Source organism: Serratia sp. CY47444, assembly GCF_052168635.1.
Taxonomy (GTDB): domain Bacteria; phylum Pseudomonadota; class Gammaproteobacteria; order Enterobacterales; family Enterobacteriaceae; genus Serratia; species Serratia bockelmannii.
In genome coordinates this window covers 413,845-434,536 of the sequence record NZ_JBJNMH010000001.1, presented here as the reverse complement: position 1 = coordinate 434,536, position 20,692 = coordinate 413,845, and the positions used below count along the sequence as shown (strand labels likewise).

Genomic DNA, 20,692 nt, shown 5'->3' with positions numbered 1-20,692 from the left:
GGGCTCTGATGGACGTGAAAGATCTGATTGCGGCGATGACGCCCGAGATATACCAGCGCCTGGTACTGGCGGTTGAGCTGGGTAAATGGCCGGACGGCGTGGCGCTGACGCCGGAGCAGAAAGAAAATAGCCTGCAGGCGGTGATGCTGTGGCAGTCGATGCACAACGTCGATCCGCAGCACATGAGCATCGGCACCGACGGGCAGATTGTGATGAAGAGCAAGCAAGAGCTGAAACAGCAGTTCGTTGCCGAGCCGCTGGCTAAACTCAAACCGCAATAACGCGACCCTAAAGCGGGGCGATGTCGCCATCGCCCCGTCGACTCACCGTTTTTCGCCCTTAATCCCCAACGATTCCGCCAGCTGCTGTGCCAGCCGGTTGTTGTCGTCCGCGCCGTATTCCCAGAACATCGCACCGCCTAATCCCTGGCTTTTGATGTATTCGGCCTTGATGGCCACCGAACGCGGGTTCTCGTAGGAGATGGCAAACAGCGGCTTGCCTTCGGCGGATTGCAGCGTCAAGTATGGCACTTTGGCGTCGTCATCCCAGTGTTCGCGAAAACGATGCTGCGGATCGTTGAGCAATTTGCTGACGATATCGTGGTATTTAAAGTAAGTGTCTTTGCTGAGATCCAGCCCCAGCGCGTTGAACAGGGCGGTTTCGCGCGCGCTGAAGTCAGGCTGCGTCACCGGATGCTTGGCGGCGTCCGGTTTGTCCCAGTCGATGCCCGCCTCGGTCGCCCGTTTCGGCACCCGGCCGTAGAAACCGATGCCCAGGTTCATCTGTGCCGGTTTCAGTCCGGCAGCCAGATAATGCTTTACCACGAAATCGGCGCTGTAGCGGTCGGCGGCCGCCACGGTTGGCCAACGCGTTGAATCGTACAGGTTGGCATTGAAGTACTGTGTGCCGTAAGCCATGTCGTAAGTCATCAGATTGATGTAGTCGAGGTAAGGGGCAATGCTTTTCACATCGACCCATTCCTGTGGGCTTTTGACGTTGGCCCCGACGGCGATGGTTAACAGCTTGCCTTGCCCCAGCGCTTGGTGAAGCTCTTTCAGCAGCAGGGTGAAGTTATCGCGATCCGCCGGTTGGCTTTCCACCAGCCCCCAGGCGCCGTTCACCGGGTATTCCCAGTCCAGATCGATCCCATCCAGCCGGTACTGTGCGATCACCTGCAGCGCGGAGCGAATGAATATCGCCCGGTTTTCCGCGGTAGCGGCGGCGGCGGAGAAACCGCGTGCGCCCCAGCCACCGACCGACAGCAGCACTTTCAGCTCGGGGTTCTGTTTGCGCAGCACCGGCAGCCGTTGCAGATCGGCCGTGACTTTCGGCGACAGGTAGATCTGGTGGCGGCGAGCGGGGTCTTTCAGCGCCGCATTGGTTTCGTCTTTCTCGCCGTTGTAGATCAGGCCGAACGAATAGTTGAGGTGGGTGATTTGCGTGACGTCCAGCTTATCGATATCGCCACCGGGGCCGGCGGTGACGTCGCCGCCGCCGTTGAAGTAGCCGACGGAGAGATAGGCCGCCTGGGCCGTGCTTGCGCCAGCCATAGCCAATTGCACCGCCGCCAGCAAAGGCAGCAGTTTTCGGGTTATTTTCATGTCAGTCTCCTTGTGGTCGGCAAGGCCGACCGTACCGCCAGGGGCGGGCACAATAAAGCCGGGCTCAGTGGGCCCCGGATGCGTATAACCGATTGACGCCAAAAGCGTCGCAGTCATAACAGCAAAAGCGCCTGCCGGTCACAAGCCGTTGGGGAAGAAGAAAGGCGGTATTGTGAGCAGCGTCGATAATTTCGCCGCCGCGCAGAGAGGGCGCCGGTGGCGCCCGAGCGGATTTAGTTGGCGAGAAACTGTGACAGGGTAACTAGCTGCGCGCCGGCGCGCGCCATGTCCTGCAGCGCTCGCTCACTGTCGTCCGGCTGCAGATTCACGCCGCGGCAGCCGTCGACGATCACTTGCGTCGGATAGCCGGCAGCCAGCGCATCCAGCACGCTGAACTTCACGCAGTAGTCGGTCGCCAGGCCCATGACAGCCAACCGCCGGACGCCCTGCGATTGCAGCCAGCCGTGGAGTTCGGTTTGCGCACGGTGGCCGTTATCGAAGAACGCGCTGTAGCTGTCGATGTTCGTATCTTGCCCTTTGCGAAAGACGGCATTGATGTGTTGCCGCTGTAACTGGGGATGAAAATCGGCGCCGTGGCTCCCTTGCACGCAGTGCACCGGCCACCACACCTGCGGCAGGCCTTCCAGCTCACCGAGAGTGCCGACCTGCGCATCGGAGTTCACCGCAAAGCTGCGGTGATTGGCGGGGTGCCAGTCCTGGCTGGCCACCACCGGCTCTCCCCGCGCCAGGCAGGCGGCGATCGCCTGATTGGCGACCGGGATGACGGCGTCGCCCGCCGTGACCGCCAGCGCGCCGCCGGGGCAGAAGTCGTTTTGCAGATCGATCAACAACAGGGCCGTTTTCATCGCCGCTCCAGAGTTCAGTCGATTAACCGTTGATGCTCAGCTCGCCGCGCAGATCTTGCTGCATCAGGGCGCGGATTTGTTCCGGCGTCAGCGGCTGGCTCAACAGATAGTGCAGCTTGGTCAGGGCGGCTTCCACCGTCATGTCGAAACCGCTGATAACCCCGGCGTGCGCCAGCGCGTTGCCGGTGGCGTAGCCTTCCATATTGACGCGCCCGGAGATGCACTGCGTCAGGTTGACCACCACGATGCCGCGTTCGGAGGCCGCACGCAACTCGTCGATCAGCTCGGCCTTCTGCGGCGCGTTGCCGACGCCGTAGGAACGCAGGATCAGCGCCTTGACCGGCTGCAGCAGGAAGTTACGCACCACCGCGCCGGAAATGCCCGGATAGATAGTGACCACGCCGATCGGCTGCGGCGTGATGTCGTGCACTCGTAACCCGCCGTTGCAAGTCGGGCTGTCGATGCCGTGCTGGCGACGAATGTGGATACCGGCTTCCAGCAGCGGCGGCAGGTTGGGTGAAGCGAAAGCGTCGAAGCCGTCGGCGTGCGCCTTGGTGGTGCGGTTGCCGCGGAACAGCTTGTTGTTGAAGAACAGGCTGACTTCGTTCACCGGATGGTTGGCTGCCAGGTACAATGCATTCAGCAGATTGGTTTGGCCATCGGAGCGCAGCTCCGCCAGCGGAATCTGCGAGCCGGTGACGATCACCGGCTTAGCCAGGTTCTCCAGCATGAAGGAAAGCGCCGAGGCGGTGAACGCCATGGTGTCGGTGCCGTGCAGGATCACGAAGCCGTCGTAGCGATCGTAGTTCTGCTTGATGTCGTCGGCGATGTGCTGCCAGTCTTCCGGCGTCATGTCCGAAGAGTCAATCAATGGCGCGTATTCATGAATGGTGAAATCCGGCATTTCCGGCCGATGGAATTCCGGCATCAGCGCCAGTTGGCGCTGCAGGTGGCCGGAAACCGGGATATAGCCGTGATCGGAGCGCTGCATGCCGATGGTGCCGCCGGTGTAGGCGACGTAAATGGATTTCTTTTGCATGGTCATGATTTTAACAAAGATAAGATGGGCTGAATTATAGGGGCATGGCGGCAGAAAAAAAGCCCGGCGATGGCCGGGCTGCAGAATTATTTGTTAGCGGACTTCTCCGCAGGTCAGACAGATCGCGTAACGGTTCTGCGGATCGTTCAAGTTATTGAACAAACCCGGCTGCTCCTTCACCGCATTGGCGACCGAGGCCAGCGGGGCAGGCAGCATGGCCTGAATCGCCGCCGGCAGCATGGCGTGAATGGAAACGCCGAACTGGCTGAGCACCATATCGCTCAGGCTCGGGGTATCGACGAACCAGTCGAGCTGCCACTGTTGCAGTTTCGCCAGCTCAGCGGCTTTCTTCACCGCGTCGTCGAAATCGCCCAACTGATCGACCAGGCCGTTGGCCTTGGCGTCGCTGCCGAGCCAGACGTGGCCTTGGGCGATTTGATCGACCTGCTGCGGGGTCATCTTGCGCGATTTGGCAACCAAATCGAGGAAGTTCTTATACCCGTTTTCGATGTTCAGCTGCATCATCTGCGAGAACTCCTGCGGCAACGCCTTGGTGACCGCGATGTCGGCCAGCGGCGAGGTCGCCACGCCGTCGGTGTGCACGCCCAGCGTATCCAGGGTTTTCTCGTAGGTATTGATGATGCCGAAAATGCCGATGGAGCCAGTCAGCGTACTCGGGCTGGCGATGATGTAGTCGGCCGGCGTCGAGACCCAGTAACCGCCCGACGCGGCCATGCCGCCCATCGACACCACCACCGGTTTGCCGGCGGCGCGCACGGCGGCCAGCTCGGAGCGGATCACTTCGGACGCGCTGACGCTGCCGCCAGGGCTGTTGACACGGAACACCACGGCTTTGATGGCCGGATCCAGACGTGCCTGACGCAGCTCGGCGGCGGTGGTGTCGCCCCCGACGTTACCCGGCGTCTGCGGGCCGTCCATGATGGCGCCGTTGGCGAAGACGACGGCGATCTTGCCGCCCTGGTTCGCGTCCGGTTTCGGCTGATAGTCGTAGATGCTGATGGCGTTGAAATCGTTTACCTGTTTGTCCCAGCCGAAGGTCTTGACCAGCTGATTTTCGATCGCGGTGCGCGACGCCAACTCGTCCACCAGCTTGTTGTCCAGCGCATAGCGAGCGGTGTCGCCACCGGCCGCCTGCAGGCCGCTCAGCACGCCGGCGGCGCCGGGGAACAGCTGCTGCGGCGTCAGTTGGCGGTTGGCCGCGACGGTCTCCAGATAGTTCTGCCACAGGCCGCCAATCCAGCGGCTGTCTGCTTCGCGCGCCGCCGGAGACATATCGTCGCGGATCAGCGGTTCGACCGCCGATTTATAGGTGCCGACGCGGAAGATATTGGTGGTGACCTTGAGCATGTCCAGCAACGACTTGTAATACAGGTTGTTGGTGGCGAAACCGTGCAGATCGACCGCGCCCTGCGGCGACAGGTAGACCTTGTTGGCGTAGCTGGCCAGATAGTATTGCGTCTGGTTGTAGCTGTCGCCGATAGCGAAGATCGGTTTGCCGCTGTCGCGGAACTCGCGCAGCGCTTTGCCGATATAGCGCAGCGACGGCTGATCGGCGCCGACGAAATCATTCAGCTGCAACACCATGCCGGTAATGTTTTTGTCGTCTTTGGCCTTGCGGATGCTGTCGACTACGTCGAACAGCGAGTTTTCCTGCAGGCGGCTGCTGGAGGCGCCCAACAGTTCGCGGCCCCACTGCCGCACTCGGTTGTTTACCGAAGGCTGATCGACCACCACGCCGCTTAAATCGACCAGCAGCGCGCCGCGCGCCGGGGCCGTCGAGGTGGAGGAACTTTGGAAGGACAGATAGATGCCGACCCCAACCAGGATCAGCAAGACCAGGAACAGGTTAAGGATCAGTTCCCTGATAAAATTCAGCAGACGCCATGTCCACCGGAAAATGCCGGCAATAATTTGCCACAATGTGCGCATGTGCTCTCCAACAAGAGTCGAGAATGTTCCGCTATCCTAATGAGCGGCCGGGTAAATGTCAGCTTTAAATCGTGGCACACAGACGCTATCGCCGAGGCTGTAACTCCTCGTTTAGCTATGTTAACGTGGCCGGAATGAAAATTGTTATCAGGAGTTTACGATGGATGCTCTGGATCTTTTATTGAATCGTCGCTCGGCTTCGCGCCTGGCGGAACCGGCGCCGGCGGGGGAAGTGCGCCAAAATATCATCAACGCGGGCCTGCGTGCACCCGATCACGGCGCGCTGCAGCCGTGGCGTTTCGTGATGATCGAGAATCAGGGCCTGGAACGCTTCAGTCAGCTGCTGCAGGCGGCGGCGAAGCAGGATCAGCTGGACGAGGCGGCGATCGAAAAAGCCACCAAGGCGCCGTTCCGCGCACCGCTGATCATCACCGTCATCGCGCACTGCACGGAAGAGACCAAAGTGCCGCGCTGGGAGCAGGTGGTTTCCGCCGGTTGCGCCGTGCAGGCGATGCAGATGGCGGCGCTGGCGCAGGGCTTTAACGGCATCTGGCGCACCGGCGCCTGGACCGAGCATGCGCTGGTGCGTGAAGCCTTCGGTTGCCGCGAGCAGGACGAGATCGTCGGCTTCCTCTATCTGGGGACGCCGCAGCTGAAGGCTGCCACCAAGGTGACGCCGCCGGACAGCACGCCTTTCGTCAGCTATTTCTGAGTTTTTTCCAACGGGGCGCGGTGAAAATGCGCCAAACCCCGCAAAATTGCATGGTTTCTGAGCAGGCCGTTCGCTTATCGGCGGCCCGCTCTTATCAATCCCCTCGGCAAGCGCTACCCTATGTTATCTTGAGTGCCGTTACCGAAGGGAGTGGACTATGACATCGCCAGCGATCCGTTTAACCCAGTACAGCCATGGCGCTGGCTGCGGCTGCAAAATCTCACCGAAAGTTCTCGAAACCATCCTGCATAGCGAGCGGGAAAAGTTTGTCGATCCGCGCCTGCTGGTCGGCAATGAAACCCGCGACGATGCGGCGGTGTACGACATTGGCAACGGCGTCGGCATCATCAGCACCACCGACTTCTTCATGCCGATCGTCGACGATCCATTCGATTTCGGCCGCATTGCGGCTGCCAACGCCATCAGCGACGTGTACGCCATGGGCGGCAAACCGATCATGGCGATCGCCATTCTCGGCTGGCCGATCGCCAAGCTGCCGCCGGAGGTGGCGCAGCAGGTGATCGACGGCGGCCGTTTCGCCTGCCAGCAGGCGGGGATCGCGCTGGCCGGTGGCCATTCTATCGATGCACCGGAACCTATTTTCGGCCTGGCGGTGACCGGCGTGGTCAATACCGAGCGGGTGAAGAAAAACAGCGCGGCACAGGCCGGATCAAAACTTTATCTGACCAAGCCGTTGGGCATCGGTGTGCTGACGACCGCCGAGAAGCAAAGCAAGCTGCGCCCTGAGCATCAGGGCCTGGCGACTGAAGTGATGTGTCGCCTGAATAAACCGGGTGCTGATTTTGCCGAGGTGGCGGGCGTCACAGCGATGACCGACATCACCGGCTTTGGCCTGCTGGGTCACCTGAGCGAGGTATGCCAGGGCTCCGGTCTGCAGGCGACGGTCTGGTTTGATCGGGTGCCGAAACTGCCGGACGTCGAGGAGTATATCGCCGAGGGCTGTGTGCCGGGCGGCACCGGGCGCAACTTCGACAGCTATGGCCATCTGGTGGGCGAGATGAGCGATTTGCAGCGCCAGCTGCTGTGCGATCCGCAAACCTCCGGCGGCTTGCTGTTGGCGGTATTGCCGGAGGCGGAAGCGCAGGTGCTGGCGATTGCCGAACAGCACGGTATCACGCTCAACGCTATCGGTGAATTGCATGTGGCATCGGCCGATAAGCCGCTGATCGAGGTCGCGTAGTGTCCAACATGCAAGGAAGGGCGGACAGCGACGATTACCCACGCATTTTCCTGCAGGACGTGCCGCTGATTGACGTGCGCGCACCGATCGAGTTTCAGCAGGGCGCCTTCGCTCAGGCACTGAATCTGCCGCTGATGATCGACAGCGAACGCCAGGCGGTCGGCACCTGCTATAAGCAGCATGGGCAACAAGCGGCGATCGCGCTCGGCCACAGCCTGGTGAACGGCAAACTGCGCGAACAGCGCACCGCCGCCTGGCTGGCGGCCTGCGCAGAGCGGCCCGAAGGCTATATTTACTGCTTCCGCGGCGGGCTGCGCTCGCAGCTGGTGCAGCAATGGCTGCATGAGGCCGGCGTCGAGTACCCGCGTATCATTGGCGGTTATAAGGCGCTGCGCAATTATTTGCTCGGCGTGCTGGCGCAAAGCGCGGCATTGCCGATGGCCCTGGTGGGCGGCAATACCGGCAGCGGCAAGACGTTGCTGGTCAACGAACTGGCCGACGGCGTCGATCTGGAAGGCGTGGCGCGCCATCGCGGTTCATCTTTTGGTCGAACGCTGGCGGGCCAGAGCTCGCAGATCGATTTTGAGAATCGTCTGGCTGTGTTATTGCTGAAAAAACAGCATGGTGGCAGCCGCCGTTGGGTGCTGGAAGACGAAGGGCGGATCATCGGCAGCAACAATCTGCCGCTGCCGCTGTTCAATGGGATGCAGCAGGCGCCGGTGGCGGTGATCGACGATCCGTTCGACATTCGTCTGGCGCGTCTGCAGGCGGAATATATCGACGGCATGCGCGAACAGTTCGAACAGGCCTATGGTGTGGAAGACGGCTGGCGACAGTACGACGACTATCTGCACCACGGACTGTTCGCCATACGCCGCCGCCTGGGGCTGGAACGCTTCCAGCAGCTGACGCAACGACTGGAAGCGGCGCTGCGGACACAGCGGCTCAGCGGCCAGGGCGAGGCGCACCGCGAGTGGCTGGCGCCCCTGTTGCAGCAGTACTACGATCCGATGTATTGCTATCAGTTGGAAAAGAAAGCCCAGCGGATTGTCTTCCGTGGGAACTATGCAGAAGTAAGAGAATTCTTGATGACGTTCAGCCAGAAAAACGGTGAATAATGCGACTGTTCATAGCCGAGAAACCGAGTTTGGCGCGCGCCATTGCCGACGTCTTGCCCAAGCCGCATCGCCGCGGCGACGGGTATATCGCCTGTGGCAACAACGACGTGGTGACCTGGTGCGTCGGCCACCTGTTGGAGCAGGCTCAGCCTGACGCTTATGACAGCCGCTATGCGCGCTGGTCGTTGGCGGATCTGCCGATCATTCCCGAAAAATGGCGGTTGCAGCCGCGGCCTTCGGTCAGTAAACAGCTCAACGCCATTAAAAAGTTGCTGCTTGAAGCCGATGAAGTGGTTCACGCCGGCGACCCGGATCGCGAAGGGCAACTGCTGGTGGATGAGGTGCTGGACTACCTGGATTTGACGGCGGAGAAGCGCCAGAACGTGCGCCGCTGTCTGATCAACGATCTCAACCCGCAGGCGGTGGAGCGCGCGGTCGAGCGGCTGCGCGACAACCGAGACTTTATCCCGCTGTGCGTGTCTGCGCTGGCACGTTCGCGCGCAGACTGGCTGTACGGCATCAATATGACCCGCGCTTATACGCTGCTGGGCCGCAACGCCGGTTACGACGGTGTGCTGTCGGTGGGCAGGGTGCAGACGCCGGTGCTGGGATTGGTGGTGCGGCGCGATGAAGAGATCGAAAACTTCGTGCCGAAAGATTTCTTTGAGGTCAAAGCGCACATCGTTACGCCGAAAGAAGAACGCTTTGTGGCGCTGTGGCAACCCAGCGACTCCTGCGAGCCTTATCAGGACGAAGAGGGGCGTTTGCTGCACCGGCCGTTGGCGGAGCACGTGGTCAAGCGCATCGAAGGCCAGCCGGCCCTGGTCACGTCTTATAACGATAAACGGGAATCAGATACCGCGCCGCTGCCGTTTTCGCTCTCCACGCTGCAAATCGAAGCGGCCCGGCGTTATAACCTCAGCGCGCAACAGGTGCTGGACGTTTGCCAGCGGCTGTACGAAACCCACAAATTGATCACCTATCCGCGTTCCGACTGTCGCTATCTGCCGGAAGAGCATTTCGCCGGCCGCCACGCGGTGCTGAACGCCATCAGCGTGCACCAGCCTGAACTGTACCCGCAGCCGGTGATCGACAGCGATCGCCGCAACCGCTGCTGGGACGATAAAAAGGTCGATGCGCACCATGCCATCATTCCCACCGCCCGCGCCGGCAAGATTAATCTGACGCAGGATGAACGGAACGTGTATGGACTGGTGGCGCGCCAGTACCTGATGCAGTTTTGTCCGGATGCGGTGTTCCGCAAATGCGTGATCGAGCTGGATATCGCCGGCGGCAAATTCATCGCCAAGGCGCGTTTCCTGGCGGAGGCCGGTTGGCGTACGCTGCTGGGCAGCAAGGAACGCGACGAGGAAAATGAGGGCGCACCGTTGCCGGTGGTGGCTAAAGATGATGAGCTGCTGTGTGAGCGCGGTGAAGTGGTGGAGCGCCAGACGCAGCCCCCGCGGCCGTTTACCGACGCCAGCCTGTTGTCGGCCATGACCGGCATCGCGCGGTTCGTACAAGATAAAGCGCTAAAGAAAATCCTGCGAGCGACCGATGGTTTAGGTACGGAAGCGACGCGAGCGGGGATCATCGAATTGCTGTTCAAACGGGCGTTTCTGTACAAGAAGGGACGCTATATTCACTCCAGCGAAACCGGGCGCGCGTTGATTCACTCGCTGCCGGATCTTGCTGCGCGTCCTGATATGACGGCAAACTGGGAAGCCACGCTGACGCAAATCAGCGAGAAATCCTGCCGTTATCAGGACTTTATGCAGCCGTTGGTCGGCACGTTGCAAGAGCTGATTTATCAGGCCAAGCAGAGCCGGGCGAGCATGGCGTTTCGTGGATTGCCGCCGCCGCCCTCCAGCGGGGGCAAAAAACGCAGGAAAAGCGCCGGCAAGGCGCAGGAGAAAAGTGAATGAAGCGTGGACTCAATGGAGTGCTGGCTGCCGCTGCCCTGGCGTACTGCGGCCTGGCGGCCGCCAACCGGGGCGATGTGGACGTGGTGTTGCCGGTTTCGCCGGAGATTTGGGGCACGGCCAAAAGCGGCGTCAACCCGCCGCCGGCGCAGCCCTGCAACCGCTGTTGCGTCTACCAGAACCAGAACTATTCCGAGGGCGCGGTGCTTAAAGTGGAAGGGGAAGTGCTGCAGTGCGTGCGTGAGCCTAACACCATCGGCACCAACCCCTTAATTTGGGTGCGATTGAAGAAGTGACGATGTAACCTATCGCCGCGCTCAGCGTACATCGCCTTGCGCGGCGATATAGCCCGCCAGCAGTGGAACGTCAGCGGGTGCCAGAGCGTATTCCTGCGCCTGTTGCGGCGTGACCCAGACCAGCGCCGAGTGGCAGCGCTGTTGCAGTTCACCGGAGAACTCCGCGACTTGCCAGGCGTGCAGCCGGATGAGGCGTTCGCCTTGCTGCCACTGATTGCTGCCCACATAGTTGCCGATACGGGCGCAAATTCCCAATTCTTCATCCAGCTCGCGCGCCAGCGCCTCTGGCTGGCTTTCGCCGGCTTCAACCTTGCCGCCGGGGAATTCCCACAGACCGGCCTGGTCGCTGCCTGCGCCGCGCTGGGCCAGCAAAATGCGGCCATTTTGTTCCAGAATGGCGGCTACCACGTCGATAATTTTCATTGGCTTCACAGAGTAAAACCCCGGCGAGCGCCGGGGTGATGGGGTTACAGCGTAAATTCCGCCCAGACCGGTGCATGGTCGGAAGGTTTCTCCATGCCGCGGGTTTGGTAATCGATACCGGTGGCGATGCAGCGCGAAGCCAGCGGGGTGCTGGCGAGCAGCAGATCGATACGCAGGCCGCGGTTGTCGTCGAACCCTTTGGAGCGGTAGTCGAACCACGAGAATTCGTCGCTGCGCCCCGGGTTGGCGTGGCGGTAGGTATCCACCAGGCCCCAGTTCAGCAGGCGGTCCATCCATTCACGTTCTTCCGGCAGGAAGGAGCATTTACCGGTGCGCAGCCAGCGTTTGCGGTTGTCTTCGCCGATGCCGATATCGTAATCGCTGGGGCTGATATTCATGTCGCCCATGATCAGCACCGGGGATTCTGCCGACAGCTGTTGCTCCAGGTAATTTTGCAGGTCCTGATAAAACCGCGTTTTAGCCGGGAATTTGATCGGATGGTCGCGGCTTTCACCTTGCGGGAAGTAGCCGTTGATCACCGTCAGCGTGCCCTGTGGCGTAGCCAGATCGGCCATGATGATGCGACGCTGCGCATCTTCTTCATCGGTCGGGAAACCGCGGCGCACGGCCAGAGGCTCCGCTTTGGTCAGCAGCGCCACGCCGTAATGGCCTTTTTGCCCGTGATAGAATACGTGGTAGCCGTGTTGGCTGACGTCTTCCAATGGGAACATGTCATCGTGAACTTTGGTTTCCTGCAGACCGATCACGTCGGGCTGGTGCTGTTCGATAATTGCCGCCAGCTGATGCGGACGCGCGCGCAGTCCATTGATATTAAAAGAGACAAACTTCATGAGCGGTGCCGTTTTCACGAGAAAAATGTGCTGTGATAGTAGCAGAGTTTGGCGGGAAATGTAACGCAGACAGCGGCGGGACCGCTGACTGCGCAGCGGGTTTATTTCGCCCAGCGGTCGTAATTTTTAGGTTGATAGTCGTCAAACTGTTGCAGCAGCGTTTGTGCCGATTCACTGATGTGCAGGGTACCGAGATAGTCGTGGCGCATGAAACCCTGATCGGCGACGTGCTCGAGGAACTGGCTCAGCGGGCGGTAGAATCCGTTGACGTTCAGCAGGCCGACCGGTTTGTTGTGATAGCCGATTTGCCCCCAAGTCCAGATTTCAAACAGCTCTTCCAGCGTGCCGATGCCGCCGGGCAGGGCGATAAAACTGTCCGCCAGCGCCGCCATACGGGCTTTGCGCGTATGCATATCGGGTACCACTTCCAGTTCGGTCAGGCCGCGATGCGCCGTTTCCGCTTCCACCAGGCGCTCGGGGATAATGCCGACAGCTTCACCGCCCGCTGCCAACACCGCGTCCGCCACGATCCCCATCAATCCTTTTTTGCCGCCGCCGTAGATTAAACGGCGCCCCTGAGCGGCCAGCAGCTGCCCCAGTTGACGAGCCTGCTCGGCATAAGCGGGATTGACGCCCTCACTGGCGCCACAAAAAACGCAAATATTGTTTCGCATCCACCTGTTCCTTACTGCACTAAAGAAGCCAGTGGTATAGCGAATTGTCGGCCGGAGTTCAAGTTACGGGCGGAGGAGAGAAATAAAACGTCTGGATGGAAGCGGTTAATAAGGGGAGATAACTTGATTTATTGATACGAAAACATTGGATGCAACGAGTTTTAAGTAGGGTTTGGATTTTTCTGCAGGAGATGGTGGTGGGGGAAGGATGATTCGTCGCTGTGCGACTCACCCTGCGGGCCGCGCTGAAGCGCGTTGTCTCACTGCGTGAGACTCGAACCTTGGTCGAAGCTTCTCATCCTTCCCCAATACGGAACATTATGGAGGCGATGTGTTTTTAATTTGGTTTGGGGATTTTTGCAAGAGATGGTGGTGGGGGAAGGATTCGAACCTTCGAAGTCTGTGACGGCAGATTTACAGTCTGCTCCCTTTGGCCGCTCGGGAACCCCACCATGGTATTCATGGATTTGCTGATTTTTTAAAGAATTGGCTAAATTCCTGTTGTGTGCTTCTAAGGATTACCGCGCTAAAGCGCGTTGTCTCGCTGCGCTCGGCTCGAACCTTGTCGAAGCTTCTCATCCTCCCCCTCGGCGTTTAATGATATTTCGGCTTTCGCTTCAAGTTCATCAACAGAGAAAAGATGGTGGTGGGGGAAGGATTCGAACCTTCGAAGTCAGTGACGGCAGATTTACAGTCTGCTCCCTTTGGCCGCTCGGGAACCCCACCATATGCATGGCTATTTAACTGGCCTTGCTTGCGAGAGCGCTGTCTCGGTAAGCGGGGCGCATCATATCAAATGAAGCGGATGTGTAAAGCATTGAAATGCAGAAAATGAATCGTTTGCCGTTTTTTTATTCTTGGCGGTGCATCCCTGAACGAAATGCACCGATTTATTGAGCGATTACAGAATAACGGTGCGGTTGCCGTAAACGAAGACACGCTGCGCCAGCACCTGATACAGCGCGCGGCTAAGCACATTTTTCTCTACGTCGCGCCCGGCGCGCATCATATCCTCGGCGGAATAGGTGTGATCGACGTGGATCACGTCCTGCATGATGATCGGGCCTTCGTCGAGATTGTCGTTAACGTAGTGGGCGGTGGCGCCGATGATTTTTACCCCGCGTTCATAGGCCTGGTGATAAGGGCGCGCGCCGATAAATGCCGGCAGGAACGAATGGTGAATGTTGATCACCTGATTCGGATAATGCTGCACGAAGGCCGGGGTCAGCACGCGCATATATTTGGCCAGCACCACGTAATCCGGCTGGTATTGATCGATCTTGGCCGTCATTTCGCGGTCGTGTTGCTCACGCGTCAAGCCTTCGTGGCTCACCAAATGGAAAGGAATATCGAAACGTTCCACCAGCGTTTGCAGCGTGTCGTGGTTGCCGATCACGGCGGCGATTTCAACGTCGAGGCCGCCATAGGCGCTTTTCATCAACAAGTCGCCCAGGCAGTGAGCCTCTTTGGTGACCAGTACCACGATGCGACGGCGCCCGGTGCTGTGCAGCTCGCGCAGCGAACCTTCCGGCAGCGCGCTGTCCAGATCGGCCAGCAGCGTGTTGTCGTTGAAAATGCCTTCCAGCTCGGTGCGCATAAAGAAACGCCCGGTGCGGTGATCGACGAACTCATTATTCTGGACGATATTGAGTTCGTGCTTGTAACAGATGTTGGTGATCTTGGCGATCAGCCCTTTGGCGTCCGGGCAGATGGTGCGTAACACTTTTCGTTGTACATTTTGGTGTGGCATGGGTTTGAGGATCCTGTCTGATACTGAACGGCCTGTCTGCGCAGGCGTAAACGTGAAGCGCCGGCCGGCTAGCGCCCGCAGCACTTCTTATATTTTTTCCCTGAGCCACAGGGACACATCGCATTTCTGCCGGGCTGGGGTTTGGTGCCGTCGATATAATACCAACGTTGATCGCGACGAAGGAAGCGTGAGCGCTCATGCATCGCTTGCGGTTCGCCGCTTTCGCCATCGGTAAAACGGGCGATGAATTCGACGAAGCCTTCATCCGGCTCATGACCGGCTTTCTCTTCCACGACAGTCAGGCCCAGCCATTCGGTATTCTTAAAACTGTCGACGATTGCATTGCGCCACGCTTCGGCACCGCAGTCGGGGTGCCAGGTGGCGATCAGATAGTCGACGTTATGACTCACGTAGGCGGTGAAGCGTGAACGCATCAGCTGGCCGGGCGTCGGCGCTGGCTGATTGCCGCTGATAAAAGGGGCGCAGCACGCGTTATACGCCAGTCCGCTGCCGCATGGGCATAATTCGGGCAAAATAACTCCTGAGAACACGAGGCAGAAAATGAATTTAGCGCATATGTTACCTAACAATATTCGTCAGTGACAATCTACCCTGAAAGCAGAGAACACCTTTCACCCTGAGGATGGCGCGATGCGGCAAATCAAGATCGGACTGGCGCTGGGAGCGGGCTCGGCCAAAGGCTGGGCGCACATCGGCGTGATCAATGCGATAAAGAAACTGGGGATTGAGGTTGACGTCGTTGCTGGCTGTTCTGTCGGCGCGTTGGTGGGCGCGGCGTTCGCCAGCCATCGTCTGCCGGCGATGGAGCAGTGGGTGCGATCGTTCAGCTATTGGGACGTCATTCGCCTGATGGATTTTTCCTGGCAGCGCGGCGGCCTGTTGCGCGGCGAGCGGGTGTTTAACGCCGTCGGACAGCTGCTGAAGGTCAATGATATCGCCGATTGCGCGTTGAAGTTCGGTGCCGTGACCACCAATCTCAGCACCGGGCGCGAGCTGTGGCTGACCGAAGGCGATATTCATCAGGCGATACGCGCCTCCTGCAGCATGCCTGGCCTGTTGGCGCCAGTATGGGCCGACGGCTATTGGCTGGTGGATGGCGCGGTGGTCAATCCTGTGCCGGTGTCGCTTTGCCGCGCCATGGGCGCCGATATCGTCATCGCGGTCGATCTGCAGCATGATGCGCATCTGATGCAGCAGGATCTGTTCTCGATACGTATCGAGGAAGAAAGCCCGGGCGATGCGCCTGCGGCGACCTGGCGCGGGCGTCTGCGGGAACGCATCGGCAAAATGCGACAGCGCAAACCGGCGACGGCGCCGACGGCGATGGAGATCATGAGCACCTCGATTCAAATGCTGGAAAATCGTTTGAAGCGTAATCGGATGGCGAGCGATCCGCCGGATGTGTTGATTCAACCTTTTTGTCCGCAAATCTCGACGCTGGATTTCCACCGCGCCGATGAAGCGATCGCAGCGGGGTTGCTGGCGGTGGAAAAACAACTGGATCGGTTGTTGCCGTTGATAAAAAATAGATAATTCTCGGTTCTCGGTTGGCAATGCGCGGTCAGTCTGTTTCAGACGAGCATAAGTGACCTTTTTGAGCCACTATTACACTATGGAAAGGGACGAGGCTCGGCTGATGGCATTACCACTTACTCACAAGCGCATCTTGATCGTTGAGGACGAACAGGTTTTTCGTTCAGTGCTGGTCGGTTATTTGGCCTCACTGGGTGCTGAAACCGGCGAGGCGACCAACGGTATACAGGCGCTGGGTGCCGTCGATGACTTCAAGCCGGATCTGATCCTGTGCGATCTCGCGATGCCGGAAATGGGGGGGATCGAATTCGTTGAGCACCTGCGTTTGCAGGGGCTGCAAATCCCGGTGCTGGTGATCTCGGCCACCGACAAGATGGCTGACATCGCCAAGGTGCTGAGGTTGGGCGTGCAGGATGTGCTGCTCAAGCCGCTGACCGATCTCAATCGCCTGCGTGAAGCGGTGTTGGCATGCTTATACCCCAATATGTTCACTTCCCAGGCGATTGAGGAGGTTGAACTGTTTCAGGACTGGGATGCGTTGAGCAAAAATCCCTCCGAAGCCGTCAAACTGCTTAAACAATTGCAACCGCCGGTACAGCAGACTATTGCGCATTGCCGGATCAACTATCGGCAGTTAACCACCGGCGAAAATCCTGGCCTGGTGCTGGATATCGCCGCTTTGTCAGAAAAGGATCTGGCATTCTATTGCCTGGACGTCACGCGCGCCGGCGATAATGGCGTATTGGCGGCATTGCTGTTGCGTGCATTATTTAATGGGCTGCTGCAAGACCATCTGGCTAATCAACAGCATCGTCTGCCGCAAATGTCGGCATTGTTAAAGCAGGTTAATCAATTATTGCGGCAGGGGAAATTAGACGGTCAATTCCCGCTGTTGCTGGGATATTATCACGCCGAAAATAAAAACCTGATTCTGGTTTCTGCCGGGCTGCATGCCAACGTCAATACCGGTGACAATCAAATCCAGCTGAGCAATGGCGTGCCACTGGGGACGCTGGGGGCCACCTACATGAATCAGATCAGCCAGCGCTGCACTGCCTGGCAGTGTCAGGTATGGGGAAGCGGTGGTCGGTTGCGACTGATGCTCAGCGCTGAATAACAGGCAACGAACGGCGAGATCTTAAGCTATTCACTTATCGGTAATTAAACCGTTTATTTATTCTCCCGATTATCCGAACGGGTAATAGTCCTAAATGTTTTCTATTTGTGTTCTGGTTAATGCCAGGCGCGCATAAGCTGGTATACTCCGAAGGTTTTTTATATTGAGCCCAAGCTCATAAAATGAGCGCTTTAGCTTCAAGAGAGGAAATAATGCCTGCTGTAAATCGCAAAGTCAGAAAAGCCGTGATCCCGGTTGCAGGCTTGGGTACGCGGATGTTGCCGGCCACCAAAGCCATTCCGAAAGAAATGCTGCCGCTGGTTGATAAACCGCTGATCCAATACGTCGTTAATGAGTGCATTGCGGCGGGGATTAACGAGATTGTGCTGGTCACCCACTCCTCCAAGAACTCGATCGAAAACCATTTTGATACCAGTTTCGAACTTGAAGCGATGCTGGAAAAACGCGTCAAGCGCCAATTGCTGGATGAAGTGCAGTCGATCTGCCCGAAAGGCGTTACCGTGATGCAGGTTCGTCAGGGCAATGCCAAAGGCCTGGGGCACGCGATTATGTGTGCCTACCCGATGGTGGGCGATGAACCGGTGGCGGTGGTGTTGCCGGACGTGATCCTCGACGAATACAGCGCCGATCCGAAAAAAGACAACCTCCGCGAAATGCTGCAGCGCTTCGAAACTACCGGCGTCAGCCAGATCATGGTTGAACCCGTGCCGCATAAAGATGTCGGAAACTACGGCGTAGCCGACTGTAAGGGCGTTGCTTTGCAACCGGGCGAAAGTGCGCCGATGGTGAGTGTGGTTGAGAAACCTTCGCCGGATAAAGCCCCTTCCAACCTGGCGATTGTCGGTCGTTACGTGTTATCCGCCGATATTTGGCCGCTGTTGGCTAAAACGCCCCCTGGCGCCGGCGACGAAATTCAGCTGACTGACAGTATCGAAATGTTGATGCAGCAGGAAACGGTGGAAGCGTATCACCTGAAGGGCGTAAGCCATGACTGCGGTAACAAGTTGGGGTACATGCAGGCTTTTGTAGAGTACGGCATGCGTCATGCCAGCCTGGGCAAAGAATTTTCTCAGTGGCTGCAACAGGTTGTTGCCGCTGACAAGAAGTAATTTGATCTTTCGTATTAATTTGAAAAACTAGGATTTTCACATGAAAGTAACAGTTTTTGGTATTGGTTATGTGGGGCTGGTACAGGCCGCCGTACTGGCTGAAGTTGGCCATGACGTTATGTGCATTGATGTTGATGAGCGAAAAGTCGAAAACCTGAAAAAAGGGAATATCCCGATTTTTGAACCGGGCCTGACGCCGCTGGTACAGCAAAACTATGAGGCTGGGCGCCTGCATTTCACCACCGATGCCAAAGCGGGCGTGGCACACGGGAATATCCAGTTTATTGCCGTCGGCACGCCGCCGGATGAGGACGGCTCCGCCGATCTGAAATATGTCACCGCGGTTGCACGTACCATCGCCGAACACATGACCGATCGCAAAGTGGTGATCGATAAATCCACCGTGCCGGTCGGTACGGCGGACAAGGTGCGTCAGGTGATGGCGGAAACGCTGGCTAAACGCGGCAGCAACGTGGCGTTCGACGTGGTATCCAACCCTGAATTCCTGAAGGAAGGCGCTGCGGTAGCTGACTGCATGCGCCCTGAACGCATCGTGATCGGTACCGATAATAAAGAGGTAATCGAACCGATTCGCGAACTGTACGAGCCGTTTAACCGCAATCACGATCGTATGATCATGATGGATATCCGCAGCGCAGAGCTGACCAAATACGCCGCCAACTGCATGCTGGCGACCAAAATCAGCTTTATGAACGAAATGTCCAATCTGGCGGAAATGCTGGGTGCGGACATCGAGAAAGTGCGTCAGGGCATCGGTTCCGACTCACGCATCGGTTATCACTTCATCTACCCTGGCTGCGGCTACGGTGGTTCTTGCTTCCCGAAAGATGTCCAGGCGTTGATCCGCACGGCGGAGCAGATCGGTTACCAACCGAAGCTGCTGCAGGCGGTAGAGCAGGTCAACTACCAACAGAAAGATAAGTTGAACAGCTTTATCAAAGATTACTTCGGCAGCGATCTGAAGGGGAAAACCTTTGCGCTGTGGGGCCTGGCGTTCAAGCCGAATACCGATGACATGCGTGAAGCATCCAGTCGCGTGCTGATGGAGCAATTGTGGGCTGCCGGCGCCACCGTTCAAGCCTACGATCCTGAAGCGATGAACGAAGTTCAGCGCATCTATGGCCAGCGCGACGACTTGAAGCTGATGGGGACCAAAGAGGCTGCATTGCACGGCGCCGATGCTCTGGTGATCTGCACCGAATGGCAGAATTTCCGCGCACCGGACTTCGATGTGATCAAGAGTGCGTTGAAGCAGCCGGTGATCTTCGATGGACGTAACCTGTACGATCCGGAGCGTTTGGAGAATCGCGGCTTTACCTATTACGCGATTGGCCGCGGCGCCTCGATTAAACCGGTTATTTAAGGAGTGGGCATGAAATTCCTGGTTACAGGCGCCGCAGGGTTTATTGGTTATCACGTTGCAGAGCGTTTGTTGACCGCCGGGCATCAGGTTGTCGGCATCGATAACCTGAATGACTATTATGACGTGGGCCTGAAAATGGCCCGTCTGGACAGACTGGCGGATAAGCCGGGATTCCGCTTTATCAAGCTGGATTTGGCCGATCGTGAAGGGATGGCGGCATTGTTCGCCGAGCATCAGTTCCAACGAGTCATTCATTTGGGGGCACAAGCCGGCGTGCGTTATTCGTTGGTTAACCCGTTGGCTTATGCGGACGCCAACCTGATCGGCCATTTGAACGTTCTGGAAGGCTGCCGCCATAATAAGGTCGAGCATTTACTTTATGCTTCCTCCAGCTCTGTTTATGGCCTCAATCGCAAGCTGCCGTTTGCTACCGAAGATTCTGTCGATCACCCTGTGTCACTGTATGCGGCCACCAAAAAAGCCAATGAGCTGATGTCACACAGCTACTCTCATTTATACGGTCTCCCGACGACGGGGTTACGCTTCTTTACCGTATATGGTCCCTGGGGGCGTCCGGATATGGCGCTGTTCAAGTTTACCAAGGCCATATTGGCGGGGGAGAGCATCGATGTATATAACCACGGTGAAATGCACCGTGACTTTACCTACATCGATGATATCACCGAGGCGATTGTGCGGCTGCAGGCGGTTATTCCGCAGGCAGATCTGTCATGGAGCGTTGAACAGGGATCGCCAGCGACCAGTTCCGCACCGTATCATGTTTATAATATCGGCAATAACACCCCCGTTAAACTGATGGAATATATCACGGCGCTGGAGCAGGCTTTGGGGGTAACTGCCCGCAAGAATATGCTGCCGATGCAACCTGGCGACGTGATGGATACCAGTGCGGACACCGCAGAGCTTTATCGTGACATTGGTTTTAAACCGGAAACCAGCGTTGAAGAGGGTGTAAAGCGCTTTGTTGATTGGTATAAGGCATTCTACCAGGTTCAATAATTGAACGAGGGTAAATGCGATAAAGGGGCCTTAGGGCCCCTTTTTTTCATTGGGGCTCCATGCAGGGAAGAAAATGCGAATTAG

At 58.0% G+C, this 20,692-nt stretch carries 20 protein-coding genes, 2 tRNA genes and 1 other RNA gene; 11 read left to right on the top strand and 12 right to left on the bottom strand.

Annotated features, from left to right (window positions below):
- Nucleotides 1-8: 8 nt before the first annotated feature.
- On the top strand, nucleotides 9-281 hold the full coding sequence (locus ACJ8IL_RS01950; protein ID WP_025303093.1) for a YeaC family protein: 273 nt from the start codon (nucleotides 9-11) through the stop codon (nucleotides 279-281).
- A 42-nt stretch (nucleotides 282-323) separates the two neighbouring features.
- Here ACJ8IL_RS01950 and ACJ8IL_RS01945 read toward each other — a convergent pair whose 3' ends face one another.
- From ACJ8IL_RS01945 to sppA, 4 genes are all read right to left on the bottom strand, one after another.
- A complete protein-coding gene (locus ACJ8IL_RS01945; RefSeq protein WP_025303092.1) occupies nucleotides 324-1,601 on the bottom strand; it encodes a glycoside hydrolase family 18 protein in 1,278 nt (425 codons plus the stop codon).
- Between the two features lie 233 nt (nucleotides 1,602-1,834).
- The gene (pncA, locus tag ACJ8IL_RS01940; RefSeq protein ID WP_049203352.1) at nucleotides 1,835-2,467 is read right to left on the bottom strand and encodes a bifunctional nicotinamidase/pyrazinamidase; all 633 of its coding nucleotides are present in this window, start codon (nucleotides 2,465-2,467) and stop codon (nucleotides 1,835-1,837) included.
- Between the two features lie 22 nt (nucleotides 2,468-2,489).
- Nucleotides 2,490-3,506, bottom strand: a complete 1,017-nt coding sequence (gene ansA, locus ACJ8IL_RS01935) for an asparaginase (RefSeq protein ID WP_025303090.1) — start codon at nucleotides 3,504-3,506, stop codon at nucleotides 2,490-2,492.
- Between the two features lie 93 nt (nucleotides 3,507-3,599).
- The gene (gene sppA / locus ACJ8IL_RS01930) at nucleotides 3,600-5,456 is read right to left on the bottom strand and encodes a signal peptide peptidase SppA (protein WP_025303089.1); all 1,857 of its coding nucleotides are present in this window, start codon (nucleotides 5,454-5,456) and stop codon (nucleotides 3,600-3,602) included.
- 160 nt (nucleotides 5,457-5,616) lie between these two features.
- Between sppA and ACJ8IL_RS01925 the strand changes: the two genes are divergently transcribed.
- The 5 genes from ACJ8IL_RS01925 to ACJ8IL_RS01905 all read left to right on the top strand — a co-directional run bounded on the left by ACJ8IL_RS01925 (nucleotide 5,617) and on the right by ACJ8IL_RS01905 (nucleotide 10,705).
- Nucleotides 5,617-6,168 (top strand): NAD(P)H nitroreductase, encoded by a 552-nt coding sequence (locus tag ACJ8IL_RS01925; protein WP_004932204.1) that lies wholly within the window; start codon nucleotides 5,617-5,619, stop codon nucleotides 6,166-6,168.
- 157 nt (nucleotides 6,169-6,325) lie between these two features.
- Entirely contained in the window at nucleotides 6,326-7,369 is a 1,044-nt protein-coding gene (gene selD / locus ACJ8IL_RS01920) for a selenide, water dikinase SelD (RefSeq protein WP_060433208.1), read from the top strand.
- 8 nt (nucleotides 7,370-7,377) lie between these two features.
- Nucleotides 7,378-8,487, top strand: coding sequence for a tRNA 2-selenouridine(34) synthase MnmH (gene mnmH / locus ACJ8IL_RS01915; RefSeq protein ID WP_346411586.1), 1,110 nt, complete (start codon nucleotides 7,378-7,380; stop codon nucleotides 8,485-8,487).
- On the top strand, nucleotides 8,487-10,412 hold the full coding sequence (locus ACJ8IL_RS01910; RefSeq protein ID WP_043142985.1) for a DNA topoisomerase III: 1,926 nt from the start codon (nucleotides 8,487-8,489) through the stop codon (nucleotides 10,410-10,412). Before mnmH ends, ACJ8IL_RS01910 begins: the two co-directional genes overlap by 1 nt.
- Nucleotides 10,409-10,705, top strand: coding sequence for a YnjH family protein (locus ACJ8IL_RS01905; RefSeq protein ID WP_025303085.1), 297 nt, complete (start codon nucleotides 10,409-10,411; stop codon nucleotides 10,703-10,705). The genes ACJ8IL_RS01910 and ACJ8IL_RS01905 overlap by 4 nt, the downstream gene beginning before the upstream one ends.
- Nucleotides 10,706-10,726: 21 nt before the next feature.
- Here the strand turns inward: ACJ8IL_RS01905 and ACJ8IL_RS01900 are convergent, their stop codons facing one another.
- The 8 genes from ACJ8IL_RS01900 to ACJ8IL_RS01865 all read right to left on the bottom strand — a co-directional run bounded on the left by ACJ8IL_RS01900 (nucleotide 10,727) and on the right by ACJ8IL_RS01865 (nucleotide 14,936).
- Nucleotides 10,727-11,128 (bottom strand): pyrimidine (deoxy)nucleoside triphosphate diphosphatase, encoded by a 402-nt coding sequence (locus ACJ8IL_RS01900; RefSeq protein WP_173889484.1) that lies wholly within the window; start codon nucleotides 11,126-11,128, stop codon nucleotides 10,727-10,729.
- Between the two features lie 44 nt (nucleotides 11,129-11,172).
- Nucleotides 11,173-11,979, bottom strand: a complete 807-nt coding sequence (gene xthA / locus ACJ8IL_RS01895) for an exodeoxyribonuclease III (RefSeq protein WP_025303083.1) — start codon at nucleotides 11,977-11,979, stop codon at nucleotides 11,173-11,175.
- Nucleotides 11,980-12,080: 101 nt separating this feature from the next.
- Entirely contained in the window at nucleotides 12,081-12,653 is a 573-nt protein-coding gene (locus ACJ8IL_RS01890; protein WP_004932190.1) for a TIGR00730 family Rossman fold protein, read from the bottom strand.
- A 192-nt stretch (nucleotides 12,654-12,845) separates the two neighbouring features.
- Nucleotides 12,846-12,973, bottom strand: a non-coding RNA gene (locus tag ACJ8IL_RS01885) — RtT sRNA.
- Between the two features lie 47 nt (nucleotides 12,974-13,020).
- Nucleotides 13,021-13,105: transfer RNA gene (locus ACJ8IL_RS01880), tRNA-Tyr, on the bottom strand.
- A gap of 189 nt (nucleotides 13,106-13,294) precedes the next feature.
- Nucleotides 13,295-13,379, bottom strand: a tRNA-Tyr gene (locus ACJ8IL_RS01875).
- Between the two features lie 175 nt (nucleotides 13,380-13,554).
- Nucleotides 13,555-14,403: a formyltetrahydrofolate deformylase gene (purU, locus tag ACJ8IL_RS01870; RefSeq protein ID WP_004932187.1), complete on the bottom strand. Its 849-nt coding sequence runs from the start codon at nucleotides 14,401-14,403 to the stop codon at nucleotides 13,555-13,557.
- Nucleotides 14,404-14,471: 68 nt separating this feature from the next.
- On the bottom strand, nucleotides 14,472-14,936 hold the full coding sequence (locus ACJ8IL_RS01865; RefSeq protein WP_025303082.1) for a YchJ family protein: 465 nt from the start codon (nucleotides 14,934-14,936) through the stop codon (nucleotides 14,472-14,474).
- A gap of 118 nt (nucleotides 14,937-15,054) precedes the next feature.
- Between ACJ8IL_RS01865 and rssA the strand changes: the two genes are divergently transcribed.
- The 5 genes from rssA (at nucleotide 15,055) to ACJ8IL_RS01840 (ending at nucleotide 20,608) form a co-directional block, all read left to right on the top strand.
- Nucleotides 15,055-15,957 (top strand): patatin-like phospholipase RssA, encoded by a 903-nt coding sequence (gene rssA / locus ACJ8IL_RS01860; RefSeq protein ID WP_043142971.1) that lies wholly within the window; start codon nucleotides 15,055-15,057, stop codon nucleotides 15,955-15,957.
- Nucleotides 15,958-16,060: 103 nt separating this feature from the next.
- Complete coding sequence (gene rssB / locus ACJ8IL_RS01855) at nucleotides 16,061-17,074, top strand: two-component system response regulator RssB (protein WP_025303080.1); 1,014 nt, start codon at nucleotides 16,061-16,063, stop codon at nucleotides 17,072-17,074.
- 212 nt (nucleotides 17,075-17,286) lie between these two features.
- Nucleotides 17,287-18,204, top strand: a complete 918-nt coding sequence (galU, locus tag ACJ8IL_RS01850; protein ID WP_025303079.1) for a UTP--glucose-1-phosphate uridylyltransferase GalU — start codon at nucleotides 17,287-17,289, stop codon at nucleotides 18,202-18,204.
- Nucleotides 18,205-18,244: 40 nt separating this feature from the next.
- The gene (locus ACJ8IL_RS01845; protein ID WP_025303078.1) at nucleotides 18,245-19,588 is read left to right on the top strand and encodes a UDP-glucose dehydrogenase family protein; all 1,344 of its coding nucleotides are present in this window, start codon (nucleotides 18,245-18,247) and stop codon (nucleotides 19,586-19,588) included.
- A 9-nt stretch (nucleotides 19,589-19,597) separates the two neighbouring features.
- Nucleotides 19,598-20,608 (top strand): NAD-dependent epimerase, encoded by a 1,011-nt coding sequence (locus ACJ8IL_RS01840; RefSeq protein WP_442516313.1) that lies wholly within the window; start codon nucleotides 19,598-19,600, stop codon nucleotides 20,606-20,608.
- The last annotated feature ends 84 nt before the right edge of the window (nucleotides 20,609-20,692 follow it).

Excerpts from the sequence above, each read along its gene's own strand:
- ACJ8IL_RS01950 (WP_025303093.1), top strand. The coding sequence starts at position 9 with ATGGACGTGAAAGATCTGATTGCGGCGATGACGCCCGAGATATACCAG.
- ACJ8IL_RS01945 (WP_025303092.1), bottom strand. The coding sequence starts at position 1,601 with ATGAAAATAACCCGAAAACTGCTGCCTTTGCTGGCGGCGGTGCAATTG.
- pncA (WP_049203352.1), bottom strand. The coding sequence starts at position 2,467 with ATGAAAACGGCCCTGTTGTTGATCGATCTGCAAAACGACTTCTGCCCC.
- ansA (WP_025303090.1), bottom strand. The coding sequence starts at position 3,506 with ATGCAAAAGAAATCCATTTACGTCGCCTACACCGGCGGCACCATCGGC.
- sppA (WP_025303089.1), bottom strand. The coding sequence starts at position 5,456 with ATGCGCACATTGTGGCAAATTATTGCCGGCATTTTCCGGTGGACATGG.
- ACJ8IL_RS01925 (WP_004932204.1), top strand. The coding sequence starts at position 5,617 with ATGGATGCTCTGGATCTTTTATTGAATCGTCGCTCGGCTTCGCGCCTG.
- selD (WP_060433208.1), top strand. The coding sequence starts at position 6,326 with ATGACATCGCCAGCGATCCGTTTAACCCAGTACAGCCATGGCGCTGGC.
- mnmH (WP_346411586.1), top strand. The coding sequence starts at position 7,378 with ATGCAAGGAAGGGCGGACAGCGACGATTACCCACGCATTTTCCTGCAG.
- ACJ8IL_RS01910 (WP_043142985.1), top strand. The coding sequence starts at position 8,487 with ATGCGACTGTTCATAGCCGAGAAACCGAGTTTGGCGCGCGCCATTGCC.
- ACJ8IL_RS01905 (WP_025303085.1), top strand. The coding sequence starts at position 10,409 with ATGAAGCGTGGACTCAATGGAGTGCTGGCTGCCGCTGCCCTGGCGTAC.
- ACJ8IL_RS01900 (WP_173889484.1), bottom strand. The coding sequence starts at position 11,128 with ATGAAAATTATCGACGTGGTAGCCGCCATTCTGGAACAAAATGGCCGC.
- xthA (WP_025303083.1), bottom strand. The coding sequence starts at position 11,979 with ATGAAGTTTGTCTCTTTTAATATCAATGGACTGCGCGCGCGTCCGCAT.
- ACJ8IL_RS01890 (WP_004932190.1), bottom strand. The coding sequence starts at position 12,653 with ATGCGAAACAATATTTGCGTTTTTTGTGGCGCCAGTGAGGGCGTCAAT.
- purU (WP_004932187.1), bottom strand. The coding sequence starts at position 14,403 with ATGCCACACCAAAATGTACAACGAAAAGTGTTACGCACCATCTGCCCG.
- rssA (WP_043142971.1), top strand. The coding sequence starts at position 15,055 with ATGCGGCAAATCAAGATCGGACTGGCGCTGGGAGCGGGCTCGGCCAAA.
- rssB (WP_025303080.1), top strand. The coding sequence starts at position 16,061 with ATGGCATTACCACTTACTCACAAGCGCATCTTGATCGTTGAGGACGAA.
- galU (WP_025303079.1), top strand. The coding sequence starts at position 17,287 with ATGCCTGCTGTAAATCGCAAAGTCAGAAAAGCCGTGATCCCGGTTGCA.
- ACJ8IL_RS01845 (WP_025303078.1), top strand. The coding sequence starts at position 18,245 with ATGAAAGTAACAGTTTTTGGTATTGGTTATGTGGGGCTGGTACAGGCC.
- ACJ8IL_RS01840 (WP_442516313.1), top strand. The coding sequence starts at position 19,598 with ATGAAATTCCTGGTTACAGGCGCCGCAGGGTTTATTGGTTATCACGTT.